Source organism: Comamonas sp. 14P8.1.4, assembly GCF_057799285.1.
This window is the reverse complement of sequence record NZ_JBYOKN010000014.1, coordinates 35467-59353: the sequence shown is the minus strand read 5'-3', so window position 1 is coordinate 59353 and position 23887 is coordinate 35467. Positions and strand designations below refer to the sequence as shown.

Genomic DNA, 23887 nt, shown 5'->3' with positions numbered 1-23887 from the left:
CGCCTACAGCGTCGCCCTCTCCCCCATCAGGCACAATGCGGCCTGCTTTGCGCCGATGGCCAATGGCCTGCTCCCCTGAATGAACGCTCCCTCCCCCTCTCCCGCTTGTGAACCCGCCCTGGAAGTGCACGATGTGCACTTGCGCCGTGGCCGCACCGCCGTCTTTGCGGGGCTGAATCTGCAATTGCACGAACCGCGCATTGGCCTGATCGGCGACAACGGTGTGGGCAAAACCAGCTTGCTGCGCCTGCTGTGCGGCCTGGAAGTGCCAGACAGCGGCCAGATTCGCAGCCAGGGCCAGGACCTGCACGCGGCCGGTGCGCAGCGCGCACGCTGGGTGGGCATGATGTTTCAAAACCCAGATGACCAGATCATCTTCCCCACCGTGGTGGAAGAGCTGGCGCTGGGCCTGCAGCCCCAGGGTTTGAACAAAAAACAAGCCCAGGCCCAGGCCCTGCAGTTTTTGCAGGCCCGCGGTCTGCACGACTGGGCCGAGCGCGCCGTCACCAGCCTCAGCCAAGGCCAGCGCCAGCATGTGTGCTGGCTGGCGCTGCTGCTGGCCGGCCCGCGCAGCCTGCTGCTGGATGAGCCCTATGCCAGCCTGGACCTGCCCAGCCAAGCCCAGCTGGCCCACGATATTGCACAGGCCCCGCAGCAGGTGATTGTCTCCACCCACTTGCTGGACCATGTGCGCCACTTTCCGCGCGTAATTTGGCTGGACCGTGGCCAGGTCCGCGCCGATGGTGCGGGCACCGACGTATGCGCCGCCTACGAGGCCGATGTGCGCTTGCGCATCGCGGCTGCGGGCCACTGAGCGCCATGGGTAGCCTCTACAGCGAACACCTCACTTGGCTGCACCGCCTGAGCCCCGCGCTCAAGCTGGTGCTGATGGCCGTGCTCAGCACCGTGCTGTTTGTGCTGCAGTCCCCGGCCATCATGGTGGGCTGCGCCCTGGGTTGCTTCGTGCTCTGGCTCAGCCTGGGCCCTGCCACGCGCGTGGCGCGGCGCCTGATCGTGTCAGTGCTGATTGCAGCGTTGCTGATTGCCGGCTTTCATGCCTGGATGGGCCACTATGCGCTGGCCCTCGTCAGCGCGCTGCGTCTGGCCTGTGCTTCCACACTGGGCGTGGCACTGACCGTCACCACCCACCCCACACACATCTTGCAGCTGCTGGAGACCCTGCTGCAACCGCTGGCCAAAATCGGTTTTCCCGCGCAGCGATTTGCGCTGCAGCTGGCGCTGATGATGCGCTTTATCGAGCACTTTTTTGTGCAGTGGAAGCGGCTGGACGACGCCTACCGCCTGCGCACGGGCCGCAGAGGCGGCTGGCATGTGCTGGCACCGCTGACCATTCAAATGCTGCAGACGGCCAAACGTGTGGCCGATGCGCTGTATGCCCGCCTGGGGCAGTAGCCCCGGCCAGCACCTTTTCTGAGGCTGGCGGCAGCCGATGCGATAGCTACCCCCATCTCACCTACCCCCCCTGCCGCGCCACACACCACAAAAAAACGCTGCCTCAGGCAGCGTTTTTTTGTGGTGTGTGGCAAGACGCTCAGTCGCGCACCACCAGCACTGGCACATGTGCGGTTTGCAGCACGCGTTGCGCCACGCTGCCCAGCACCAGTTTTTCCAGACCGCGGCGGCCGTGCGAGCCCATGACGATCAGGTCAGCACCCACGTTCTCCCCCACACGGGCAATGCCTTCGTGCACGGCATGACCTTCGCCCACCAGTGTTTTCACGGCCACGCCGGAGTCGGCCATGGCCTTGTTCACATCTTCCAGGGCCTTGTTCGCCTCTGCGGTGGCAGCGCTCAGGTACTGGGCCTGGCCATAGGCAAAGTCCGCGCCCACGCCGGTGAAGGGATAGGGGTCGAGCACGTACACCGCCGTCACTTCACTGTCAAAGGCCTTGGCCAACTCCACAGCCTTGGAGACCGCCTTCAGCGATGTTTCCGAACCGTCTACTGGAACCAAAATGTGCTTGAACATGAAAAACTCCTCGTGTTGTAAACAGGGGGCGGGGATGCCTTGCGTTGACCTCCACCCATGACCACAGTCTGCGCTTGTAGTAGAGCGCCCATCTTGATTCGCGTCAAATCAGGTTACTTTTTGCTTTCCATGCCTTGAAAACCGTTGCAGCGGCAGGTCACCACCAGGGTGTCGCGCGAACCCGGCGCGTTTGCGTCGATCGGCTGAATCGGGGTCGATTCATGGATCATGCGCGCATCATCCAGCAGCATCAGCGACCAGGGCTCCGTCAGGGTAAAGCGCAGACCGCTGGGGCCACGGGCCTCAAACACACGGGTCTCACCACCCTTGATGCCCTTGCGCCCCACCAGGAACACGGCCACCAGGTCCACGCCATCGCGGTGTGCGCCTTCGGGTGTGGGCCGGCCAATGCCGTTGGCCGTGTCAATGCGAAACTGGTGCGCCTCGACATAGCACGGCGCATGTACGTCTTCGGCAAACAACTGCTGCGACAGCTGAGCCAACTGCCCCACCAGCAGCGGCCACACCGGCTGCTGCGTGGTAGCAGGCAACATGGGGGCGAACCAGCGCTCCATGCCGCCGTGCAAGGCGTTGTATTTCACTGGCTGCCAGTGGGCGCGGTGGGGTACTTGCTGCACCGCACCGTCGGTCACGGTAAAGCTGCCATGGCGGCGAAAGCGGTAGCGACCACCGTCTTTCAAAAACTCGTCTGCGGGCAGCGCCTCCCAGTCTGGGTTCAGGGCCAACAAAGCATCCAGCGGGCAGCCCAGCCAAGCCGCCACATCCGCAGGCTGCAACACGGCGTAGCCATGGTCACGCAGTTGCTCAACCACGCGGTTGGGAGCGTGGTACGGGGGGGTAAAAGTCACAGAGGCCATAAGGCCTGCAAGCTTACTCCTGCGCAGGCCAGTCAGGGTGAACGCAGCCCTCTGTGGGTCGCAGCACACTTTTTATAAATAGTGAGCTAAAAGCGCTGGATGCATAAGGGCTAGCGCCTAAAAACACTCTAAAAGAACCCAGCACCCCACCGCGCACGTCACATGCATCGCGTGGCCCGGCATAACAAAAAGCCAATCCCTGACGGGTATTGGCTTTGGGGTCAAGGCGACGGGCCCTCAGCGCGCTCAGGCTGGCGTGGCTTCCGCTTCCTGCAGCAGCCGCCACATCACCTTGCCACTGCCGCTTTTGGGCAGCGCATCCACAAAAGACACCAAGCGCGGCACCTTGTAGGCGGCCATGTTGTCGCGGCACCAGGCGCTGATGTCTTCTTCTGTGACCTTGCCCTTGTGCTCCTGGCGCAGCACCACCACGGCCTTGACGGTCTCGCCCCGGTACGCGTCTTTGGCCGAGATCACGCAGGCCTCTTGGATGGCCGGGTGGCGGAACATCAGCGCTTCCACCTCGGCAGGCCAGACCTTGAAGCCGCTGGCGTTGATCATGCGCTTGAGGCGGTCGGTGATGAAGAAGTAGCCATCCTCATCCGTGCGGCCCAAATCTCCGGTGCGGAAAAAGCGCTTGCCATCCAGCTCGACAAACACGGAGCGGGTTGCCGCCTCATTGCGCCAGTAACCCTGGAACACCTGCGGGCCGCACACCAGAATCTCACCCTGCTCACCCACGGGCATCTCTTGCAGGGTGTCCGGGTCCACCACCCGCGCATCGGTGCTGATGAAGGGAATGCCCAGGCATTGCTGCTTGGCGTTTTCTGGCGGGTTGTTGTGCGAAGGGGCGGCCGTTTCTGTCAGGCCATAGCCTTCTTGGTAGCGCAGGCCATATGCCTCGAACAGACGCTGCGCCACAGCCTGCGGCATGGCCGCCCCACCACCGCCGATATAGGTCAGGCTGCTGAGGTCAAACTGCTGGAAGTTGGGGCTGCCAAACAGGTCGATGACCATGGTCGGAATATTCGTCCAGTTGGTCACCTTGTACTGCGAGATCAGGCGGCCAGCCAGCTCGCGGTCCCAACGCGGCATCAGCACCATGGTGGCACCCGTATAGATGCTGGAATGCATCATGGACACCATGCCCGTGATGTGGAACATGGGGATGACGGCCAGCGTCACGTTCTCACTGGTTGCATTGCCCCACGTGGCCGAAGCGATGGCGTTGAACATGATGCTGGCATGCGTATGCATGCACCCTTTGGGCAGACCGGTGGTACCGCTGGTGTAAGGCAGCACACTCAAATCCTGCGCCCCCACTTCCAGCGCTGGCGCGGGCGCCGTGCTGGCCAGGGCCTGCTTCCACGCCACAACTTCGCCGCCCTGCAAGGTCAAGGCGGGGCGCTCCATCGTCAGCCAGGCTTGCCACGCATCGGGAATGGGCTCGCGCTGGCCTTGCGGTGGCAGGTATTCCCCCATCTGGGTGACCACCACCTGCTGCAAGCCCTGGCCTGCTGGCAAGGCATTGCTGGCCTTGACCAGCTCGGCGCCCAGGTCTGCGGTGGTGATTGCCACCTTCACATCGCCGTCGGTGATGTAGTGCTTGAGCTCTTCAGCCAGATTCATCGGGTTGACGGGCACCACCACCGCATTGGCACGCAGGATGGCAAAGTGCGCCAGCACCAGCTGCGGCAGGTTCTGCATCAGCAAGATCACCCGGTCCCCCTTGCGCACACCGGCAGCATGCAGGTGCGCGGCCATGCGCTCGGCCCCTTCGGCCAGCTCGCGGTAGGTAGTGGTATGGCCAAAGAACTGCAGGGCCGCTTTGCCTGGATAACGGCGTGCGCTGGTCGCCAGGTTGTCCCACAGCGATGTGGCGGGGACTGTCAGGCTATGGGGAACACGACGTGGCCAGTGGTTGAAGTGCGAGCGCATAAAAGCAGTTCCATCTCGGGTTGCGAATACCGCAAAACTATCGCCTTCAACCAGGTATCGCATTCGGGAAGGTCCCCACAAGCGGTCACTTCCGTGACGGTTTTGCGTGTTTCGCACTGCAGAACCGCCAAATAAAAATCATGTCAGACAAGGGCGCAATTGCTGGCTTTTCGTCAAATCGACACAGTGCGCCAGCAGCATGTGCTATCGAAGTTCAAGCACGGAGCACACCATGGTGACAGACCGCGCGCAGGCCCAGCATTTCTGGATGGCTTCACTGCTGCACATCTCCCACCTCATGCCTGCGCCGCCGCAAACGCCCCCGCTGCACCGCCAATGGCAGCAGCGCGTGCGAAGCCAAAGGCTGGCCTGCCACCTGGGCCTGTACGCAGTCTTGCCACATCTGCCCCTGCTGCTCCACATTAGCTAGCAAAAACTGGCGCAAAATCGCACGGGGACTACGCTGACAGCTATAACTATAGGGATCGCGCCGCTGCAGCCACCAGCGGCAGTGCAGCACCAGGGCTTCGCGCGTCACCGGCAGCCCCTGCTGGCGCTGCAGGGCATGCAGCAGCTCATGCGCCCAGATGCCCGCCACGGCGGGGTGGCTCAGCCGCAAAGGCTGGTGAAAGTTGCCCGCGGTAAAGAAGCTGCGGGGCACCGAGACCCAGCTGCCCTGCATGCACAACGCCCGCTGGGTGTCGCCAACGCGGCGCTGCCCCAGGCGCACACGCGCCATCAGCCATGCGCCCTGCGCTGCGCCAAAAAAATGTTCCACAAAGACCTGCTCCGCAGGGAGCATGGGGCGCCACCACGGCGCCAGCCAGCGCTGTGCCAGGGCCTGGCGCGCCGAATTCCACCACGTTGTAAGCCACATCACCATGCACACATTGCACCGCACAACGCACGGCCGACGCCGCTGCCTCGCTCAGAAACCCTCAAAAGCTGAGTCACGCGGAGCACCCCACACTGACGTGCGCCTCCCGCGTACATACCGCCCGCCACGCACTTACTGCTGGGTCTGCGGCGCCGGCTCTGGAGGCAGCTGGATCGGCGGGGTGCCGCTGGGTGGCTCCTGAATGGGGACAGGTGGCGGCTGCGGCGCGGGTGGCCGCTTGCGCGCTGGGGGTGGTTTGGGCATACCGGGCACCGGTGCAATGGGCACCGACTCATTCGCCGCCGCAACTGCTGGTTCATTCAGAGCAAGCATGGCCCCTCCTTTCTGCACCGCCATTGTGCGCGCACCACGCAAGCAGGATGTGAGCTGTATTTACAGTGCGAAACGCTCACTCTGCGCAGGGATGGTGGCCCTGAGCCCGCGCTGCGTCGTCAGGGCCTGCGCGAACGTCTGCGCGGCATGGGCCTTGCCATGCACCACATAAGTCTGCTGCGGTGCAGGATGAAAAGCTGCAGCCCAGTCCAGCAGCGCTTGCTGATCCACGTGATAGGCATAGCTGCCCTTTTGCGCTTGACCCCAACGCCTCCCGTCATGCGCGCGATCTATCAGCAACCAGCCCGTGCATACACGCCGCGCTTTGGCATTCCTTAACGCACATCAATTCCACCCCCCCCCCGCCGCAATGCCGGCCCGCGCGCAATACGCGCAAACACCTGCACCGTCGCTGAGTTTGATCCGTATCACTCAATTCATTAACAATTTGTTAAGAATTTAAACAATTAGCTTACAAATCGGGCTTCGAATTTTCACCCAGCCCTGGCACCCCCGTAATGCGCCGCGTTCAGCAAAGTGAGTTAATCCTCGATAAGCCATTGCCCTGGCCCATCTACGATGAGCATGGCAACTTGCTCCTGCGAGAAGGCTATGTCATCAGCATCCCCCGCCACTTGAGCGCCCTGCTCAAACGGGGTGCGTACGTGCAGACCCAATTCAAGAAGCCTGTGGCAGCGCCCGCGCTGCAAGCCCCCGCGCCAGAGGTGCCCTTTGCTTTTCGCGCCTCCACCCTACCCTCCGTGCAACCCGTTTTCTCCCGGGCAGAGGCACTGACCCAAACACTCAAACGCCTGCACGCCCACCTGCAGTCCCAGTTGCTGCAGGCAGAGCTGCGCACCATCGTGCGCAGTCTGGCCAATGCCGTCATGCAGGCCTGCGCCGACGATGTCGACGCCCTGCTGGCTGCCTTTCACCTGGACCGCCAGTCACCCTACCTGGTCATCCAGCAGTTGCTGGGCTGTGCCCTCACCGAAATCGCCGCCCGCGACATGGGCCTGGATGAACCCACGCGGCTGTCCCTGGCCTGCGCCAGCCTGACGCGCGACATCGCGCTGCTGCCCTGGCAGGCCCAGCTCGATATGCAAACCCACGGGCTGGATGCACAGCAAAACGCACTGGTGCGTGCACACCCCATTCGCTCGGCAGAGCTGCTGGCTGCGCAAGGTGTGGATGACCCCTTGTGGCTGGAGTTTGTACGTCAGCACCACGAGCGCGTCGACGGCTCTGGCTATCCGAGCGCGCTGCGCGGCGATGCTATCTTGCCCGGTGCACGCCTGCTGGCCATTGCAGACTCCTACGCCGCCATGGTCACCCCGCGTCCCAACCGCGCGGGACAGTTCCCCAAAGATGCGCTCAAAGCGCTGTACCTGCAGCGCACCAGCTTGTACGACGAAGCGTTGCTGCGCCTGTCCGTGGGCGCACTGACCACGCTGCCGCCGGGCACCATGGTGCGCCTGGCCAATGGCGAGCTGGCCGTGGTGCGCAGCCGCCAAAAAATAGGCGGCACAACCGATTTATGGGCCATCTACAACTGCAACGGCATGCCCATCATGACCCCGCAGCGGCGCGATGCCGCCCTGCCCGCACACGCCATCACCGACATCCTGCGCATTGAAGAATGCCGCTCTGCCACGCTGGTGATGAAACGGTTCTGGACCCATTCCTGAGAGATGCACGCATGAAGCACAACCTTCCCGTTACCACGCACCAGGTAGAGATTGCACCAGGCTCCAGCCTGGTCTCCAAGACCGATCTCAAGGGCATCATCACCTATGCCAACGAGACCTTCATTGACATCAGCGGCTTCACTCTGGACGAGCTGCAAGGGCACAGCCACAACGTCGTGCGCCACCCGGACATGCCTGCCGCCGTGTTTGAAGACATGTGGAAAGTGCTGCACCGGGGCAAACCCTGGCAAGGCCTGGTGAAAAACCGCTGCAAAAACGGCGACTTTTACTGGGTGGATGCATGCGTGGTGCCCATCCGCCGCAATGGGCAGACCATTGGCTTCATGTCGGTGCGCAAGCGCGCTGCGCCTGAGGCGGTGGCGACAGCTGAGGCGGCCTATGCCCGCATCATGACCCACGGCATGCCCAAAGTGTGGAAGCTGCCTGCCTGGCTGGGCATCCGCTTTGGCATGCGGGCCGGAACGGTCTTCGTCGCACTGTTGATGCTCGCTGGCGGTGCACTCGGTGTAGGGGGGCTGCAGCTGGCCGATACCGCATTCGAGCGCATGTACCACCGCCAGTTTGAGCCCGCACTGGCCGTCGGCCAGATGGAGGCACGCCTGAGCGCCATTCGCGCCCATGTCCTGGAAGCGCAATGGCCTCTATCCAGCGGCAGCGACCACAACGCACACCCTGCACCGGCCAACGCCCATGTGCAGCAGCTGCAAAGTGACTACGACGATATCGAAGACCTGTTCAGCCAACTTGCCAGCACGCTGCCATCCAGCTCCAGCGCTGCCAGCGCACTGATCCAGTCGCTGCAGCAGTACACCGCGCAAAGCCAGGTGTTGATTGACCAGGCCCGCCAGACACACGAGCGGTCCGCACCACTGCCCCCCCTGGTGCTGCAACAGCTGCTGACACTGGAACACCAGGCCAGCCTGACCGCGCAGGCATTGCGCCAGACACTGGCCGACGAAGCGCAGCAAGGCTTCAGCGAAACCCTGGAGCGCAACGCCCGCATTCGCCATTTCGCCATCCTCGGCATCGTGCTGGGCTTGCTGATCGTGGTGGTGGTGGGCCACTGCTTCATCCGCGGCATTGTCAATCCGCTCAACGCAGCCATCCGGCGCCTGAACCGGATTGCCGAGGGCGATTTGCAAGGTGACATCCGTATCTCTGGCACCGGAGAGACCGCCCAACTCAACCATGCCGCCACCGTCATGCAACAGCGCCTGAAAGTCATGCTCGACGAAATCGCGCTGGCGGCACGGCGGATTCACCGCCACTGCCGCGTGCTGAACGAAGCGCTCTATGAAGTCACGGAACATTCCGAAGCCCAGCACGACCAGGTGTATTCCGCCATGCGCGCCCTCGACGCAGCGGTCTCCGAGACCAGCGACCTCAGCACGCGCGCTGAGCGCTTGCTGGAGCTGGCCAATGGCGAGCACCAGGTCCTGGCACAAGAAACCCAGGAGCTGGCTACGGCCACCCGCCTCACGGCGTTTGGCGCCGAAGAGGTAGCCGGCGCCATGCGGCAGGTGGCAGAGCTGATTGTGGAAAACCGTGGTGAAGCCCAGCAGGCCTGGCGCGCCTCGGAAGAGCTGATGCACACCGCGCGCGAGCTGAACAATCTGGTGGCCTTTTTTGAGCCCCCAAAAAGTACGGCAGAAGGCACACGTTAAACCGGCACTCTCTCACCTTCACGATCTAGGCCAGCATTCATGCGTAGCGCAATGGTGGCAACGGCCCCAACCTGGTGACTGCTTCGCCAGCGGGCTGTGGCAACTACCGTGGCCGTGGCTTTGTCCACGCCTTGGCACACCCGGTCTGTGCTGGCAAAGCCATGCCGCCCAGATAATGCGAAAAATAAAGAATGCGCTTTTATAGAAAGTTCGGACTGTGACCGTGAGCATCCGTGAAAAAATCCTTCTGCAATTCGATGGCCTCAGCCCCCAGTTGCAAGCCGCCGCACGTTTTGTTGTCGATCACCCTCAAGAGGTGTTGATACGTTCCATGCGCGGTCTGGCTGACCGCGCAGCCGTGCCTCCCTCTACCCTTGTGCGCTTGGCGCAGCAACTGGGCTATGAGGGCTGGCCTGCGCTCAAGGATGCCTTCGCCCAGGCATGGGGGCTTGAGCAGACCCATGGCTATGCCGGTCGTGCACAGCGCCTGGCAGGCCATGCGCACAAACCCACGCTGGCCGACGAGCTTTTTGATGCGCACGTTGCCAATCTTGAGCACACGCGCCAGCAGTCCATCGCCAAGCTGGTGCCGCTGGCCCAGTGCCTGCAATCTGCACGGCAAGTCTATATTGCTGGCTTTCGTGCCAGCTATCCGCTGGCGTTTGCGCTGCTGTATGGCTACCGCCTCTTTCGCGACAGCGTGCAGTCACTGGATGCACATGCACACAATCTCGAGATGCAGCTGCGCCCCTTGGCGGCCAACGATGTCCTTGTGGCCATCAGTTTTGCGCCTTACTCCAGAGAATGCCTGGAATTGGCCCAAACCGCCAAAGACCGGGGGGCACGTGTGGTGGCGCTGACGGACAGCGATACATCCCCCCTGGCACGCCTGGCCGACCATACCGCCCTGTTTGCGGTCGACAGCCCCTCCTTCTTCCCTTCCGTCGCCGCTGGCATGGCTCTGGTAGAAGCACTGCTCGAACAGCTCGTAGCCCTCGGCGATGCTCAACTGCCTCAGCGCATCCAGAAAGCCGAGTCGGCCTTGGTGGACAGTGGCGTCTATGTGCAGGGCAAACAAGCCCTCAAAGCTTTTCGCCACCGCTGAGTGGCGGTAGCCAGCGGCCAACCTTCCACCTCATCTTCATTTTTCATAGCTGCTTGCGCTTACCCCATAAGCGCAAGCAGCTATTTTTATTCCTATTTTCTGTTGGACAGCGCACGCCATGCAACACATGCCGGCAACGCGCCCTGTCTTGGTGCAAAGCATGCACAGCACTGCAGCATTGCGTGTGCGAGCCTGAACGCCCACACCCAGCATCGGTGTCACTATTTTTTCCATTTCCGCCCAGCGTAGCCCAGGGACACCAGCCGTTCAGCACTGCGCATTTCTCCACACCACTTCGCCGTGCAAGCACCCTTGCGGGAGCGCCTTCGCTTCCACCACAGGTGGGCTTTCCCCGATTGGCACAAATGTTGCAAACAAATAAAAAACGGATCGTTTGTTTCATTCACAGGGCCTACCGCCTTTTTGGGTTCATCCCAACTGCACCGCCCGCAACCAGGAGACTTCTATGCGTACTGCATTCATTCCCGCCGCCCTGGCCTTGGCAGCCGCCTCGCTGGCAGCACCTGCTGCCATGGCCCAGCAAGCCAAGTTTGTGACCATTGGCACCGGTGGTGTCACCGGTGTGTATTACGCCGCTGGTGGCGCCATTTGCCGCCTGGTCAACAAGGACCGTGCCAAACACGGCCTGCGCTGCTCGGTGGAATCCACCGGAGGGTCTGTCTTCAACTCCAACGCTATCCGCGCTGGTGAGCTGGACATGGGCATCGTGCAGTCCGATGTGCAATACAACGCAGTCAAGGGCGAAGGCAACTTCAAGGATGCAGGCCCTGCCAAAGATTTGCGCGCCATGTTTGCCATGCACCCCGAGCCGATGACCGTGGTGGTGAGCAAGGCACTGAACGCCAAGTCCATGGAGGATCTGAAAGGCAAGCGCTTTAACATCGGCAACCCTGGTTCGGGTCACCGCTCCGGTGCAGACGACCTGCTGGCCACTGCAGGCATGAAGATCAGCGATTTGAGCCTGGCCTCTGAGCTCAAAGCCGATGAGCATGGCCCCGCGCTGTGTGACGGCAAGATCGACGGCTTTGTGTTTGCCATCGGCCACCCCTCGGCCAATATCCAGGACCCCACCACCTCGTGCGCTGCGCAGCTGCTGCCGCTCAAAGGCCCCGGCGTGGACAAGTTGGTCGGTGCACACAGCTACCTGAGCAAGGTCACGATTGCGCCCAACACCTACCCCAACAACCCGCAGCCCACAGAGACCTACGGCGTTTCCGCCACCTTTGTGACCAGCGCCCAAACATCGCCCGACACCGTCTACGCCGTGGTCAAGCAGGTGTTTGACAACTTGGAAGACTTCAAAAAGCTGCACCCCGCGCTGGCCCACCTCAAGCCCGAAGAAATGGTCGCCAACGGCCTGACAGCGCCGCTGCACGAAGGCGCAGCGCGCTACTTCAAGGAAAAAGGCTGGGTCAAATAAGCCACCCACTGGCTCCAGCGTGCGCAGACCGGCCTTGGCCTGCGGCATTGCTGACCCACTGGCTGCGCGGGTACAGCCCTGCGCCTGCGCAGCCCACTTTGCGTTTGATTCACACGGGACATGCGCACCCCGCATGGTCACCCTATGGCAACTGATCTCGAAAAAGCCCCCGAAGCTCTGCAGACACTGGTCGCCGACAACGACACCGGTGGGCGCAGCGCACGCGGCCTTGCCGCCGCAGTGGTATTTGCACTCTCCATTGGCTGGGCCTTGTTCCAGCTGTGGCAAGCCTCTCCTTTGCCGTTTGCGCTGGGATGGGGCATTTTGAACGACACCCAGGCGCGCTCCATCCACTTGGGGCTGGCGCTATTTTTGGGCTTTATGGCCTTTCCCGCCTGGCGCAGTGCCAGCCAACGCCGCCAGGTGCCGCTGTGGGATTGGGTGCTGGCCGCTGCTGCTGCGTTTGCGGGCAGCTATTTGTTTACCTTCTATAACGAGCTGGCCACCCGCCCCGGCCAACCCAGCACGCTGGACATCGTCACCGGCATCACCGGCCTGATCTTGCTGCTGGAAGCCACGCGCCGCGCTGTGGGCTGGCCCATGGGCGTGCTGGCCATGGTGTTTATCGGCTACTGCCTGCTGGGCCCGTGGATGCCCGATGTGCTGGCGCACAAGGGCGCATCCGTTAACCGCATGCTCTCGCAAATGTGGCTGGGCACCGAAGGCGTGTTTGGCGTGGCCCTGGGCGTGTCCTCCAGCGCCATCTTTGTGTACGTGCTGTTTGGCGCGCTGCTGGACCGTGCGGGCGGCGGCAACTACATGATGCAAGTGAGCTTTGCCGCACTGGGCCACCTGCGCGGTGGCCCCGCCAAAGTGGCTGTGGTGTCTTCAGGCCTGAACGGTTTGATCTCGGGTTCTTCCGTCTCCAACGTGGTCTCGGGCGGCATCTTCACCATTCCATTGATGAAGAAAGCCGGTTACGGCGGCGTCAAAGCGGCAGCCATTGAAACCATGAGTTCCACCAACGGGCAGATCATGCCGCCCGTGATGGGCGCTGCCGCTTTTTTGATGGTGGAGTACGTGGGCATTCCTTACTCCGAGGTCTGCAAGCACGCTTTCTTGCCTGCCATCCTGTCGTACATCGGCCTGTTCTACATCGTGCACCTGGAGGCACTCAAGCTCCAGATTGAGCCCATGGTGCAGCCCTTGCAACGCACGCTGCGGGAGAAAACACTGCGCACCGCGCTAGGCTGCAGCGGCACACTGGTGCTGGTGTGCGCGCTGTACTTTGTGCTGGAAGCGGCCAAATCCCTGATGGGCGACTACGCAGCCTGGGCTGTGGCTGCCGTCATGCTGGTGCTGTACCTGGCATCGGTCTACATGGCTGCGCGCGAACCGGATCTGCCCGACGACATCGATGTGGACAACCCCCAGCGCCTGGACACATGGTCCACCGTCAAGGCGGGCCTGCATTTCATGATGCCCATTGGCACCCTGATCTGGGCACTGATGGTGGAGGAACTCTCCCCCGCTCTGGCAGCGTTCTGGGCCATTGTGGTACTGATGGTGTTGATGGCCACGCAACACGCGCTGATTGCCACTTTCCGCGGCACAGGCCAGTGCGCGGCCAAGCTGCGCGCAGGCTGTATGGATGTGGTGCAAGGCCTCAATGCCGGCAGCCGCAACATGATTGGCGTGGCCATTGCCACGGGCACGGCCGGTATCATTGTGGGCGCCATCTCGCTCACAGGGCTGGGCCTGCGCATGACAGAGTTTGTTGAATTTGTGGCGCAAGGCAATGTGATGCTGATGCTGCTGTTCACCGCCTTTGTCTGCCTGGTGCTGGGCCTGGGCGTGCCGACCACCGCCAACTACGTGCTGGTCGCTACCTTGATGGCGCCGGTGATTGTCGAGCTGGGTGCGCAAAACGGCTTGATCATTCCCTTGATTGCCGTACACCTGTTTGTCTTTTATTACGGGCTGCTGGGCGATGTCACCCCACCTGTGGGGCTGGCCACTTTTGCAGGCGCCGCGATTGCACAGGAAAACGCCATCCAGGTCGGCATCCAAGGTGCGCTGTACGGTTTGCGCACGGTGATCCTGCCCTTTATCTGGATCTTCAACCCCGCGCTGCTGCTGTTTGGCGTTGACAGCTGGGCAGAGATTACGCTGGTCGCCACCGCATCGCTGTTTGCCATGCTGGCCTTTACCGCCATCACCATGAACTGGATGCGCTTGCGCTGCAAACCGTGGGAAATGGCCATGCTGGCTCTGGCCACCTTCTTGCTGTTCCGCCCCGACTTCTTCATGGACCGTGTCGCACCGGCTTACACCAGCGCCCCGGCCAGCCAGATCTACACACTGGCCGGTCAAGCGCCTGAAGGCGCCACGCTGGTGGCCGTGATCTCCGGCATGACGCTCGAAGGCGATGAGCGCACCAAAACCGTAGCCCTGCCGCTGGGCAGCGCCAACAGCGATGGCCGCAAGCGCCTGACCGACAGCGGGCTGCAACTGATGGCACTGGGCGAGAACGTGCAAATTGCTGCCGTGCGCTTTGGCAGTGCAGCACGCAAGGCGGGGTTGGAGGAAGGCTTTGATGTCACCTCGATCCAATTGCCCAACGACCGGCCATCGCCCTACTGGTTCTACCTGCCGGGTGCACTGCTGCTGATCGCCGTGTGGTGGCTGCAAGGCCGTCGCCTGCACCAACAGCAATCAGCACAAAAAACCCATGCAGCCCTTGCCGCATAAGTGCAAGCAGCTCTCTTTTTAAATTTCTCACATTCAACCTCTCACACACTGCCATGACACACGTCATTCACCGCTCTTTGCTCAACACCCCGCGCATCGCGCACAGCTCGCAGGGCATCACCATCACTGACATCCAAGGCAAAAGCTATATCGATGCCAGCGGCGGTGCCGCCGTCTCCTGCCTGGGCCATGCCCACCCCGATGTGCTGGCCGCAATGCGCGCGCAGATGGACCAGCTGGCCTATGCACACACCAGCTTTTTCACCACTGCCGTGGCGGAGGAGCTGGCCGATCACCTCGCTGCACATGCCCCCCAAGGGCTGGACAACGTCTACTTTGTCTCCGGGGGCTCCGAAGCCGTGGAAGCCGCGCTGAAGATGGCACGCCAGTACTTTGTCGAAATCGGCCAGCCCCAGCGCACCCGTTTTGTGGCGCGCAACCAGAGCTACCACGGCAATACGCTGGGTGCGCTGGCCGTGGGGGGCAACGAGCTGCGACGCAAGCAATTCGCCCCGCTGCTGATGGACGTGGGCCGCGTGGCCGCCACCTACGCTTACCGCGACCAGCGCACCGATGAAACACCCGAGCAATACGGCCAGCGCCTGGTGCAGGAAATCGATGACAGGTTCCAAGCCATGGGGCCTGACACCGTGATCGCCTTTGTGGCCGAAACCGTGGGTGGTGCCACAGCAGGTGCACTCACCGCGCCGCCGGGCTACTTTGCCGGTGTGCGCGCACTGTGTGACCGCTACGGCATCTTGTACATTGCCGACGAAGTGATGTGCGGCATGGGCCGCACCGGCACCCTGCATGCCGTGGAGCAAGAAGGCGTGGTGCCCGATTTGATGACCATTGCCAAGGGCCTGGGCGGCGGCTACCAACCCATTGGCGCGGTGCTGGCCACCCGCAAAGTGGTGGAGAGCATGCGCCGGGGCAGTGGCCTGTTCCAGCACGGCCATACCTACCTGGGCCACCCCATGGCCGCCGCTGCGGCGCTGGCGGTGCAAAAAGTCATCCAGCGTGACCAGCTCATGCCGCAGGTGCAAGCGCGTGGCGATTATCTGCACGCTGCCCTGCAGCACCGGCTGGAGCGCCACCCGCATGTGGGTGATATCCGTGGCCGTGGCCTGTTCAGGGGCGTGGAGCTGGTGCAAGACCGCGCCAGCAAAGCCACGTTTGACCCGCAGCGCAAGCTGCATGCTGCCGTCAAAGCCCAGGCGATGGAACATGGCCTGATGTGCTACCCCGCAGGCGGCACCATCGATGGCAAGCACGGTGACCACATCCTGCTGGCCCCACCATTCATCGCCACAGAAAACGATCTGGATCAGATCGTAGAGCGCCTGGCGCTGTCGATTGATGCAGCCCTGCAAGCCACAGCCTGAGCAGGAGCCGCGCTATGTATACCGAAGAAGACGACCGCCTGCCCCCCATTGCCCCGAGTCAATGGACGCCCGCACAACGCGCCATGGCTCAGCCCATCATTGACGGGCCACGCGGCGCGCTGATTTCACCGTTTGTGCCACTGCTGCGCAGCCCTGAGCTGATGGACCACGCCCAGCGCATGGGCGAGTACCTGCGCTACCGCAGCAGCATTGGCCTGCGCTTGTCGGAGCTGGCCATTTGCATCACCGCGCGCCAGTGGTCGCAGCAGGTGGAATGGGCCATCCACGCCCCCATTGCAGAGCGCGAAGGGATTGCGCCCGAAGCGCTGGCCGACATTGCCCAAGGCCGCATCCCGCGTGCCTTGCAAGCGGATGAGGCCGTGCTCTATGACTTTTGCACCGAGCTGCACCGCAACCAAGGCGTGAGCGACGCCACCTGGAACGCCGCCAAGGCGTTGTGGGGTGAGCAAGGGGTGATGGATCTGGTCGGCGTCAACGGCTACTACACCTTCTTGTCCATGGTCATGAACAGCGCCCGCACCACCGTCCCTGCATCCAGCGCCCAACCGCTGCCCGCGCTGGTAGGCTAAGCGACGGACAACTCGCGCAGACTGGGGCGGCCACACAGCGCGCATCTGCGCTGGGAAAACCGCCACCCCACACCACCGCTGGTTTACAGGCCCAGATCCTGGGCCGCGTTCTTGAGCTCCGCAAACTGGTATTCCTGCACGGTGTGCTTGGAGGAAATGGCACGCCCTTCGGGGCCGGGGATCAGCAACCAGGCGGTGGCACCCTCTTCTTCAGGATGGGGCATGGCGAACATCAAAAACTCGCAGTCAATGCCCCAAACATCATCGATCTGCATCGCCTGGCATTCTGCGGGGATGTGCAGATAGGTCACCTGGTTGGCCACCGCCTGCAGAAAGCTCTCATCTTGCTGGGCATCCGCATCGGCCGCACCTTGCACGGGGTTGACATAGCGAATCAGCGGCGAGCTGCTGAACGCATCGGGCGACCAGCCTTCTTGTTCACGCTGGAACATCAGTGTGGCATTGCCGGTAAAGGCAAAGCCCGCTGGGTCATCGCCCACGCGGTAGGCCTTGGCAGCAGCCACGGCTTGGGCATAGCTGTCGTTATCGATGGCGACCATACGCAGGTCTTGGGTCAAATCATTCATTGCGGACTCTCAAAAAAACCAGTCTGCTCATGCCAAGCAGACATCATTCAAATTGGCGCGCTGGGCTGCGCGCCAGCGCAGGGCCACCCACACCAAGGCGGGACGTTCGGGGTGGCAACACCAACCCCTCCACAAACACCGCCGCTATACCGTCTCTAGCTGAGGCACGATGGTCATAAATTGCGCCAACGCAGCGTCCCCATCCAGTTGTTGAAGGGTCTGCAGCAATTGCGGCTCACCCAGCATAAAAGCCATATTCCACGCGGTGAAGCAACGCGCATCCGTCAAAGGTGCATCGATCCACACCTTCATCCCCGTGTGGCGCGGATCTGAGCGCAGCCGTGCAATCAGTTGCTCCATAGCGGGCTGGGGGCCCTCCAGGTATTCACAGAAATACTCGCCATCCAGCACGAGCAAGCCACTGATGCCGTGCGCTTGCGTGAACGCACGCCCGACTTGTGCAATATCCGCCACCCCTCTCAAGTGGGCTTGAGAGGTCATGCGGCTGAAGTAGAAAAATCGCTGAAGCAAAGGCATATCAGTTCACAGGCTTGTTCATTGGCTGCTGAAAATTCTCCGGCATTCCACGTGCGCGGTCATACAGCGGGCACTTACTGCTGCAGCTGCGCCCACACCTTGTCCAAACGCTTGGCACTGACCGGGTACGGCGTGCGCAGCTCTTGCGCAAAGAAGCTCACGCGCAGCTCTTCCAGCATCCAGCGGTACTCCTGCATGCGCGCATCGACCTGGCCTTTGCGCTCGGCCACCAAGCGCCAGTAGCGCTGCTCCAGCGGTTGCAGCTCTTTGTACTTGGCGGCATCGCGCGCGGGGTCGGCCCGGTATTTATCCAAACGGCTGGTGATGGCCTTCAGGTAACGGGCGTAATGGCCCAGCTGGCTCCACGGCGCAATCGCAATGAAGTTCTTGGGCATCAGCTTTTGTAGCTGCTCACCCGCGTCCTTCGTGGCATCGGGCGCATTTTTGGTGTCCTTGATCTTGCGCGCCGCTGCGGCGTACTCGGTCAGAATCACGCCCGACATACGCGCTACTTCGTTGGCAATCAGGGTCAGGCGGCCCCGGCCATCTTGCACGCGCTGCTTGAAGTCGGCCTCATTGGCGGGCAACGGCTCTTGCAAGAAGGCACGGTCAATGGCCACATCAATGATCTGGCTACGCAGCTCTTCCTGCGTGCCCAGCGGCATATAGGCCACGGCCATTTTTTGCAGATCGGGAATGTTCTTTTCCAGATACTTGAGCGCATCTTTGATCTGCAGCGCAAACAGGCGGCGCAGACCCACGCGGTGGCGGGCGGCCGCCACTTCGGGCTCGTCAAACACCTCAATGCCCACATCGCTGCCGTGATCGATCAGCGCGGGAAAACCAATCAGCGTGGTGCTGCCCTTGCTGATTTCCATCAGCTCTGGCAACTCGCCAAAACTCCAGGCCGTGTAACGCTGCTCGGCCTTTTGCGCGGGCGCTGCCTTGGCGGCAGGTTTATCGTTTTTAGGAGCTGCTTGCGCTTTGCCAGTATGGGCTGTAGCCTGATTTGACTGCAAATCTGCCGCAGGCTGGGTGGCTTCATCGAGCTTGAGCGAAGCCAATGCCTGGAACGCACCGCGTGCCTTCACGCCCCACTCGGCTTTGAGTGCGGCCAGATTGCGGCCCTGCCCCAGTTGGCGGCCATGCTCGTCAATCACGCGATAGTTCATGAACAGGTGCGGGCTGAGCATGTCCAGCTTGAAGTCGGCACGCTTGACGTCCAGCGAGGTTTCGTCACGCACCTGCTTGAGCAGTACGTCAATCAGTCCGCCCTTGGCCCAGCGCTCGCTCTGCGTAAACAGCTCCGCCAAGCGCGTAGCGCTTTCCGGCAGCGGCACAAAACGGCTGCGCGGGCGCTGCGGCAGGCTTTTGAGCAATGCCTGAATCTTGTCCTTGAGCATGCCGGGCACCAACCACTCAGCACGTTCATCACTCACTTGGTTGAGCACAAACAGAGGCACCGTCACCGTCACGCCATCGCGTGCGTCGCCGGGGCTGTGCAAGTAGGCGGCGCTGCAGTCCACACCGCCCAGCTTGATGACCTTGGGGAAATTGTCGGTCGTGATACCTGCGGCCTCGTGGCGCATCAGCTCGTCTTTGGACAGGCGCAGCAACTCGGCCTGCCCCTTGCCCGCCACGCGGAACCACTTGTCAAACGTCGCGCCACTGTAGATGCCCTTGGGGATGTGCTGGTCGTAGAAGGCGTAAATCAACTCATCGTCCACCAGCACGTCTTGCCGGCGGGATTTGTGCTCCAGGTCCTCAATCTTGCGCACCATCTTCTGGTTGCTGGGCAAGAAGTGCCACTGCGTGTCCCACTGCCCTTCCACCAGCGCCTGGCGAATGAACATGCGGCGCGCTTCGTCGGGGTCGACCCGGCCATAGCTGACGCTGCGGCCGTTGTAGACCACCAGCCCATACAGCGTCGCGCGCTCCTGCGCCACCACATCGGCTTGTTTTTTGCTCCAGTGCGGGTCGAGCAATTGTTTTTTGAGCAGGTGCGCGCCCACCTCTTCCAGCCACTGCGGCTCAATCGCCGCAAGGCCACGGCCGTACAGGCGCGAGGTTTCCACCAGCTCCGCGGCCACGATCCAGCGACCGGGCTTTTTGTTCAAATGCGCGCCGGGGTGGGGGTGGAATTTGATGCCGCGCGCGCCCAAGTAGGCGTCGCTTTCTTCGCCCTTGTAGCCAATATTGCCCAGCAAGCCGGACAGCATGGACAGGTGCACCGCGTCATAGCCTGCAGCCTCGTTGTTGATGAGCCATTTGTGCTCTTTGATCACCGTCATCAACTGGCTGTGAATGTCACGCCACTCGCGCACACGGCGAATGTTGATGAAGTTCTGCCGCAGCAACTGCTCCCACTGGCGGTTGCTGAGCTTGTGGGTGGCTTCTTCGGTGACTTCCGAAGGGCTGAACAGCGCCAAGCGCTCTTGCACCGTGCCTTCAACCTGCGCACCACTGCTGCGCTGGCTCACGGGCAAGAACGCCTGGTTGCGTGCCGTGGGCTTGGCCGCGGGCTTGTTCTGCGCAGCCATCTCAGCACGCGTTTTGGCGACAACCTTGCCGCCACGCGCATCCATCAGCCACTTCCACAGGCGCAGATAACCGCTGAACTCGCTCTTTTCATCATCAAACTTGGCGTGCTGCTGGTCGGCTTGCTGCTGCGCTTCCAAAGGTCGGTCGCGCACGTCTTGCACGCTCAGCGCTGAGGCGATGATCAACACCTCGGCCAGCGCCCCGCGCTCACGTGCCTCCACAATCATGCGGCCCACACGTGGGTCCAGCGGCAAGCGCGACAGCTCCTTACCCATTTGCAGCAGGTTGCCACGCTCGTCCACCGCGCCCAGCTCGGCCAACAACTGGTAACCGTCGGCAATCGCGCGGCCCGAGGGGGCTTCCAAGAACGGGAAGTTCACCACATCGCCCAAGCCGAGCGACTTCATCCGCAAGATCACGCCCGCCAACGAGCTGCGCAAAATTTCCGGGTCAGTAAACGGCGTGCGGCTGGTGAAATCCGCCTCGTCATACAGACGAATACAGATACCGTTGGCCACACGGCCACAACGGCCTGCGCGCTGGTTGGCAGCGGCTTGGCTGATGGGTTCCACCAGCAACTGCTCCACCTTGCTACGGAAGGAGTAGCGCTTCACGCGCGCTGTGCCTGCGTCAATGACGTATCGAATGCCTGGCACGGTGAGCGAGGTCTCGGCCACGTTGGTCGCCAGCACAATGCGGCGGCCCGTGTGGCCGTCAAAAATGCGGTCTTGCTCGGCCTGCGACAGGCGCGAGAACAGCGGCAACACCTCCGCACTGCGCAGCGCAGGCTGGTTTTGCAGGTGCTTGCGCAAGTGGTCGGCGGCTTCACGGATTTCGCGCTCGCCGGGCAAGAAGATCAGAATGTCGCCGCCCTTGGCACCGCCGTTCCAGAGTTCATCCACGCCATCGGCCATCGCGTCGTTGAGGTCGTAGTCTTTCTTTTCCTCAAACGGGCGGTAGCGCATCTCCACCGGGTAGGTACGACCCGAGACCATGATGACCGGCGCTGGGCCTTTGGGGCCTTCAAAGTGCTGGGCAAAGCGCTCCGCATCAATCGTGGCCGAGGTGACCACCACTTTCAAGTCCGGGCGCTTGGGCAGAATCTGGCGGATGTAGCCCAGCAAGAAGTCAATGTTCAGGCTGCGCTCGTGCGCCTCGTCAATGATCAACGTGTCGTAGGCTTTGAGCAGCGGGTCGGTCTGCGTTTCGGCCAGCAAGATACCGTCGGTCATCAGCTTGACCGAGGCATTCTTTTGCAGCGTGTCTTGGAAGCGCACCTTGTAGCCCACCACCTCGCCCAATGGGGTGTGCAGCTCTTCGGCAATGCGCTTGGCCACCGACGACGCCGCAATCCGGCGCGGCTGGGTATGGCCAATCAGGTGGCCACGCACGTTGCCATTGGCATCCGGCACTTGATTGACCTTGCCACGCCCCAGCGCCAAGGCAATTTTAGGCAGCTGGGTGGTTTTGCCCGAGCCGGTTTCGCCACAGACGATGATGACTTGGTTCTTGTCCATCGCCTCCATGATTTCTTCACGGCGGGCGGATACGGGCAGGGACTCGGGGAACGTGATCTTCAAAGGCATAAGGGGCGTAATTATCCCCGCTGCGGCCCGGCCGCGTTGCCAGCAGGTTTAGCGCTGTGGCTGGCATAAAAAATCCCTGTGGCCTGCGCCACAGGGATGGCAAAACGCACCAGGTGGCACGCTCAGCGTTTGTCGGTGTCTACATAACCCAGACCGGCGCCAAAGTTCACGCCTTCCTGGGCGAACGAATAACCCACGTCCGCCCCCAGGTAGATGTTCTTTTCACCCAGGTAGGCCACGCCCACATTCGGGCGAAAGCCCCGATCACTGAAGGAATAGTCCAGCCCCAGATAGCCTGCGGCCCTCTTTTCACGGTCGTTCGAGAACACCTTGATACCCACAGCAGGGCCAGCCACCGGCTTGGGACCACCAAAAGTCCACGTCAAACCGGCACCCACGGCAGCCCCTGCCCACGCAGATGTGGACATCGCCGCCGCCACCAACGTACCGCATGCCACGGCAACCCATCGAGATTTCATCCAGGCCTCCAAATCTTGCAAAGTCCATTACAACGCCCCAGCAAGGGCCGGTAGCGCATCGCACACTGTCTGGCGCGCTGCGCCTACCGTTTGTCGGACATGACCGCGCATGCATTTGTTTACGTAAATGGGCATACCTTTCCGGGCCCTTTGGCTGCATTGCTATGCTCGCCGGTCACATGGCGCTCTGCCGCGTTTTGGCTTTCTCGGTATCTGACTAACCTCCTCCCTATGGTTTCCTTGCTCGCGCTGCTGGCGCCTCTTCTTTCGCTGTGGCTGTGGTATCCCCTGTGGCGCACCCACCGCCACGCTTTCTGGTGGACGTTCTGCCTGACCACACTGTCAGGGCTTGCACCGGCTCTGCTGATCCTGGCCATGCGCCATGAAATTGGAAACTACGGCCTGATCGCCCATCTGCAGTTCGTCTCAGGTGGTTTGTTTGCTGCGCTGGGCATGGCACTGGTCTGGGCCATCGTGCGTGACGGCAGCTGGCTGGTACTGCGCGCCACGCGCGGGCGCGCAGCCGCCGCCCGAATTACCGCCCCCGTGTGGACGGTATGCGCTGCGGCTTTGTGCGTGCTGCTGAATGTCTATGGCCTGACCCAAGGCGCCAAGCTACCCGAGGTGCGTGAACACACCGTGGTTCTGCCCAAGCTGCCTGCTGCGCTGGATGGCCTGCGCGTAGCGGTACTGGCCGACATCCACGCCACTCCGGTCAACAATGCGGCCTATGTGCAAGGACTGGTGGCGCGCACCAATGCCGCACAACCCGACATGGTGGTGCTGCCCGGTGACCTGATCGATGGCGACGCCCCGACGCAAGCGGGCAATATTGCCCCGCTGGCCCAGCTGCATGCGCCCCTGGGCGTGTGGTCCGCACCGGGCAACCATGAGTACTACAGCGGCTATGACGCCTGGGCCAAGGTGTTTCAGCGCCTGAACTTGAATTACCTGGCCAACGAAGCCCGTGTGCTGGAGGTGCGTGGTCACAGGCTGGCCATCTCGGGCGTGGGCGACCCGGCCTATGGCCGCCTGTCCGAACAGAACACCGACCCCAACGTCCCCGAAGGGGTGCCGCCCGACGTGCAGGCCGTGGCTGCACAGGCACAAGCTGGCGGCGCGCAGCTGCACATTCTGCTGGGGCACCAACCCAAAATGGCACGCAGCTATGCACCGCACGGCATTGACCTGCAGATTGCAGGCCACACCCACGGCGGGCACATCATCGGCATGGACCGCTGGATCGTGGCCCCAGCCAACGATGGCTTTGTGAGCGGGCTGTACGACGTGGGCGCTATGCGCCTGTTTGTCAGCAACGGGGCCGGCCTGTGGCCCGGTTTTGCCGTGCGCCTGGGCGTGCCCTCGTCTATTGACATTCTGGTGCTGCGCAGCCAGCCCTGACGCACCTGCCCTGCTCAGACCGCCCTGGCTGCTGCCGGGTGGATTGCCTTCTGTAAAAACAAAAAGCCCAGTGGCACCACCACTGGGCTTTTTGA

20 protein-coding genes are annotated in these 23887 nt (G+C 62.2%); 10 read left to right on the top strand and 10 right to left on the bottom strand.

The features are described from left to right. Positions 1-79 precede the first annotated feature (79 nt). A complete protein-coding gene (locus tag AC27VO_RS15200) occupies positions 80-814 on the top strand; it encodes an energy-coupling factor ABC transporter ATP-binding protein (RefSeq protein ID WP_488667559.1) in 735 nt (244 codons plus the stop codon). 5 nt (positions 815-819) lie between these two features. Continuing rightward, positions 820-1413, top strand: a complete 594-nt coding sequence (locus AC27VO_RS15195; RefSeq protein ID WP_488667558.1) for an energy-coupling factor transporter transmembrane component T family protein — start codon at positions 820-822, stop codon at positions 1411-1413. A gap of 139 nt (positions 1414-1552) precedes the next feature. On the opposite strand, the gene AC27VO_RS15190 is transcribed toward AC27VO_RS15195, so the two are convergent. From AC27VO_RS15190 to AC27VO_RS15165, 6 genes are all read right to left on the bottom strand, one after another. After that, positions 1553-1990 (bottom strand): universal stress protein, encoded by a 438-nt coding sequence (locus AC27VO_RS15190; protein WP_488667557.1) that lies wholly within the window; start codon positions 1988-1990, stop codon positions 1553-1555. Positions 1991-2103: 113 nt separating this feature from the next. Further along, entirely contained in the window at positions 2104-2868 is a 765-nt protein-coding gene (locus AC27VO_RS15185; RefSeq protein ID WP_488667556.1) for a 2OG-Fe dioxygenase family protein, read from the bottom strand. A gap of 246 nt (positions 2869-3114) precedes the next feature. Continuing rightward, positions 3115-4806 (bottom strand): long-chain fatty acid--CoA ligase, encoded by a 1692-nt coding sequence (locus tag AC27VO_RS15180; RefSeq protein WP_488667555.1) that lies wholly within the window; start codon positions 4804-4806, stop codon positions 3115-3117. A gap of 274 nt (positions 4807-5080) precedes the next feature. After that, entirely contained in the window at positions 5081-5689 is a 609-nt protein-coding gene (locus tag AC27VO_RS15175; protein WP_488667554.1) for a hypothetical protein, read from the bottom strand. Positions 5690-5815: 126 nt separating this feature from the next. Next, positions 5816-6016 carry a hypothetical protein gene (locus AC27VO_RS15170; protein WP_488667553.1) on the bottom strand — a complete coding sequence of 67 codons (201 nt, stop codon included), beginning with the start codon at positions 6014-6016 and terminating at the stop codon, positions 5816-5818. A 60-nt stretch (positions 6017-6076) separates the two neighbouring features. Further along, the gene (locus tag AC27VO_RS15165; protein ID WP_488667552.1) at positions 6077-6247 is read right to left on the bottom strand and encodes an MBL fold metallo-hydrolase RNA specificity domain-containing protein; all 171 of its coding nucleotides are present in this window, start codon (positions 6245-6247) and stop codon (positions 6077-6079) included. 362 nt (positions 6248-6609) lie between these two features. Here AC27VO_RS15165 and AC27VO_RS15160 point away from each other — a divergent pair, with 362 nt between their 5' ends. The 7 genes from AC27VO_RS15160 (at position 6610) to AC27VO_RS15130 (ending at position 16661) form a co-directional block, all read left to right on the top strand. After that, entirely contained in the window at positions 6610-7704 is a 1095-nt protein-coding gene (locus AC27VO_RS15160; RefSeq protein WP_488667551.1) for an HD-GYP domain-containing protein, read from the top strand. Positions 7705-7715: 11 nt separating this feature from the next. After that, the gene (locus AC27VO_RS15155; protein WP_488667550.1) at positions 7716-9389 is read left to right on the top strand and encodes a methyl-accepting chemotaxis protein; all 1674 of its coding nucleotides are present in this window, start codon (positions 7716-7718) and stop codon (positions 9387-9389) included. Between the two features lie 223 nt (positions 9390-9612). Beyond that, entirely contained in the window at positions 9613-10494 is an 882-nt protein-coding gene (locus AC27VO_RS15150; protein WP_488667549.1) for a MurR/RpiR family transcriptional regulator, read from the top strand. 466 nt (positions 10495-10960) lie between these two features. Then, positions 10961-11935, top strand: a complete 975-nt coding sequence (locus AC27VO_RS15145) for a TAXI family TRAP transporter solute-binding subunit (RefSeq protein ID WP_488667548.1) — start codon at positions 10961-10963, stop codon at positions 11933-11935. Positions 11936-12079: 144 nt separating this feature from the next. Continuing rightward, a complete protein-coding gene (locus AC27VO_RS15140; protein ID WP_488667547.1) occupies positions 12080-14686 on the top strand; it encodes a TRAP transporter permease in 2607 nt (868 codons plus the stop codon). Between the two features lie 53 nt (positions 14687-14739). Next, complete coding sequence (locus tag AC27VO_RS15135) at positions 14740-16071, top strand: aspartate aminotransferase family protein (protein ID WP_488667546.1); 1332 nt, start codon at positions 14740-14742, stop codon at positions 16069-16071. Positions 16072-16085: 14 nt separating this feature from the next. Beyond that, positions 16086-16661: a carboxymuconolactone decarboxylase family protein gene (locus tag AC27VO_RS15130; protein WP_488667545.1), complete on the top strand. Its 576-nt coding sequence runs from the start codon at positions 16086-16088 to the stop codon at positions 16659-16661. 83 nt (positions 16662-16744) lie between these two features. On the opposite strand, the gene AC27VO_RS15125 is transcribed toward AC27VO_RS15130, so the two are convergent. The 4 genes from AC27VO_RS15125 to AC27VO_RS15110 form a co-directional block, all read right to left on the bottom strand. Continuing rightward, the gene (locus AC27VO_RS15125) at positions 16745-17248 is read right to left on the bottom strand and encodes a hypothetical protein (RefSeq protein ID WP_488667544.1); all 504 of its coding nucleotides are present in this window, start codon (positions 17246-17248) and stop codon (positions 16745-16747) included. A gap of 144 nt (positions 17249-17392) precedes the next feature. After that, complete coding sequence (locus AC27VO_RS15120) at positions 17393-17785, bottom strand: BLUF domain-containing protein (protein WP_488667543.1); 393 nt, start codon at positions 17783-17785, stop codon at positions 17393-17395. 74 nt (positions 17786-17859) lie between these two features. Continuing rightward, complete coding sequence (gene hrpA, locus AC27VO_RS15115; protein WP_488667542.1) at positions 17860-21912, bottom strand: ATP-dependent RNA helicase HrpA; 4053 nt, start codon at positions 21910-21912, stop codon at positions 17860-17862. Positions 21913-22034: 122 nt separating this feature from the next. After that, on the bottom strand, positions 22035-22391 hold the full coding sequence (locus AC27VO_RS15110; RefSeq protein WP_488667541.1) for a hypothetical protein: 357 nt from the start codon (positions 22389-22391) through the stop codon (positions 22035-22037). Between the two features lie 231 nt (positions 22392-22622). Between AC27VO_RS15110 and AC27VO_RS15105 the strand changes: the two genes are divergently transcribed. After that, positions 22623-23792: a metallophosphoesterase gene (locus tag AC27VO_RS15105; RefSeq protein ID WP_488667540.1), complete on the top strand. Its 1170-nt coding sequence runs from the start codon at positions 22623-22625 to the stop codon at positions 23790-23792. Positions 23793-23887: the final 95 nt, after the last annotated feature.

Coding starts and splice junctions, on each gene's coding strand:
- AC27VO_RS15110 (WP_488667541.1), bottom strand. CDS start 22,391: ATGAAATCTCGATGGGTTGCCGTGGCATGCGGTACGTTGGTGGCGGCG.
- AC27VO_RS15190 (WP_488667557.1), bottom strand. CDS start 1,990: ATGTTCAAGCACATTTTGGTTCCAGTAGACGGTTCGGAAACATCGCTG.
- AC27VO_RS15180 (WP_488667555.1), bottom strand. CDS start 4,806: ATGCGCTCGCACTTCAACCACTGGCCACGTCGTGTTCCCCATAGCCTG.
- AC27VO_RS15105 (WP_488667540.1), top strand. CDS start 22,623: ATGGTTTCCTTGCTCGCGCTGCTGGCGCCTCTTCTTTCGCTGTGGCTG.
- AC27VO_RS15125 (WP_488667544.1), bottom strand. CDS start 17,248: ATGAATGATTTGACCCAAGACCTGCGTATGGTCGCCATCGATAACGAC.
- AC27VO_RS15175 (WP_488667554.1), bottom strand. CDS start 5,689: ATGGTGATGTGGCTTACAACGTGGTGGAATTCGGCGCGCCAGGCCCTG.
- AC27VO_RS15195 (WP_488667558.1), top strand. CDS start 820: ATGGGTAGCCTCTACAGCGAACACCTCACTTGGCTGCACCGCCTGAGC.
- AC27VO_RS15135 (WP_488667546.1), top strand. CDS start 14,740: ATGACACACGTCATTCACCGCTCTTTGCTCAACACCCCGCGCATCGCG.
- AC27VO_RS15145 (WP_488667548.1), top strand. CDS start 10,961: ATGCGTACTGCATTCATTCCCGCCGCCCTGGCCTTGGCAGCCGCCTCG.
- AC27VO_RS15185 (WP_488667556.1), bottom strand. CDS start 2,868: ATGGCCTCTGTGACTTTTACCCCCCCGTACCACGCTCCCAACCGCGTG.
- AC27VO_RS15200 (WP_488667559.1), top strand. CDS start 80: ATGAACGCTCCCTCCCCCTCTCCCGCTTGTGAACCCGCCCTGGAAGTG.
- hrpA (WP_488667542.1), bottom strand. CDS start 21,912: ATGCCTTTGAAGATCACGTTCCCCGAGTCCCTGCCCGTATCCGCCCGC.
- AC27VO_RS15170 (WP_488667553.1), bottom strand. CDS start 6,016: ATGCTTGCTCTGAATGAACCAGCAGTTGCGGCGGCGAATGAGTCGGTG.
- AC27VO_RS15130 (WP_488667545.1), top strand. CDS start 16,086: ATGTATACCGAAGAAGACGACCGCCTGCCCCCCATTGCCCCGAGTCAA.
- AC27VO_RS15140 (WP_488667547.1), top strand. CDS start 12,080: ATGGCAACTGATCTCGAAAAAGCCCCCGAAGCTCTGCAGACACTGGTC.
- AC27VO_RS15120 (WP_488667543.1), bottom strand. CDS start 17,785: ATGCCTTTGCTTCAGCGATTTTTCTACTTCAGCCGCATGACCTCTCAA.
- AC27VO_RS15155 (WP_488667550.1), top strand. CDS start 7,716: ATGAAGCACAACCTTCCCGTTACCACGCACCAGGTAGAGATTGCACCA.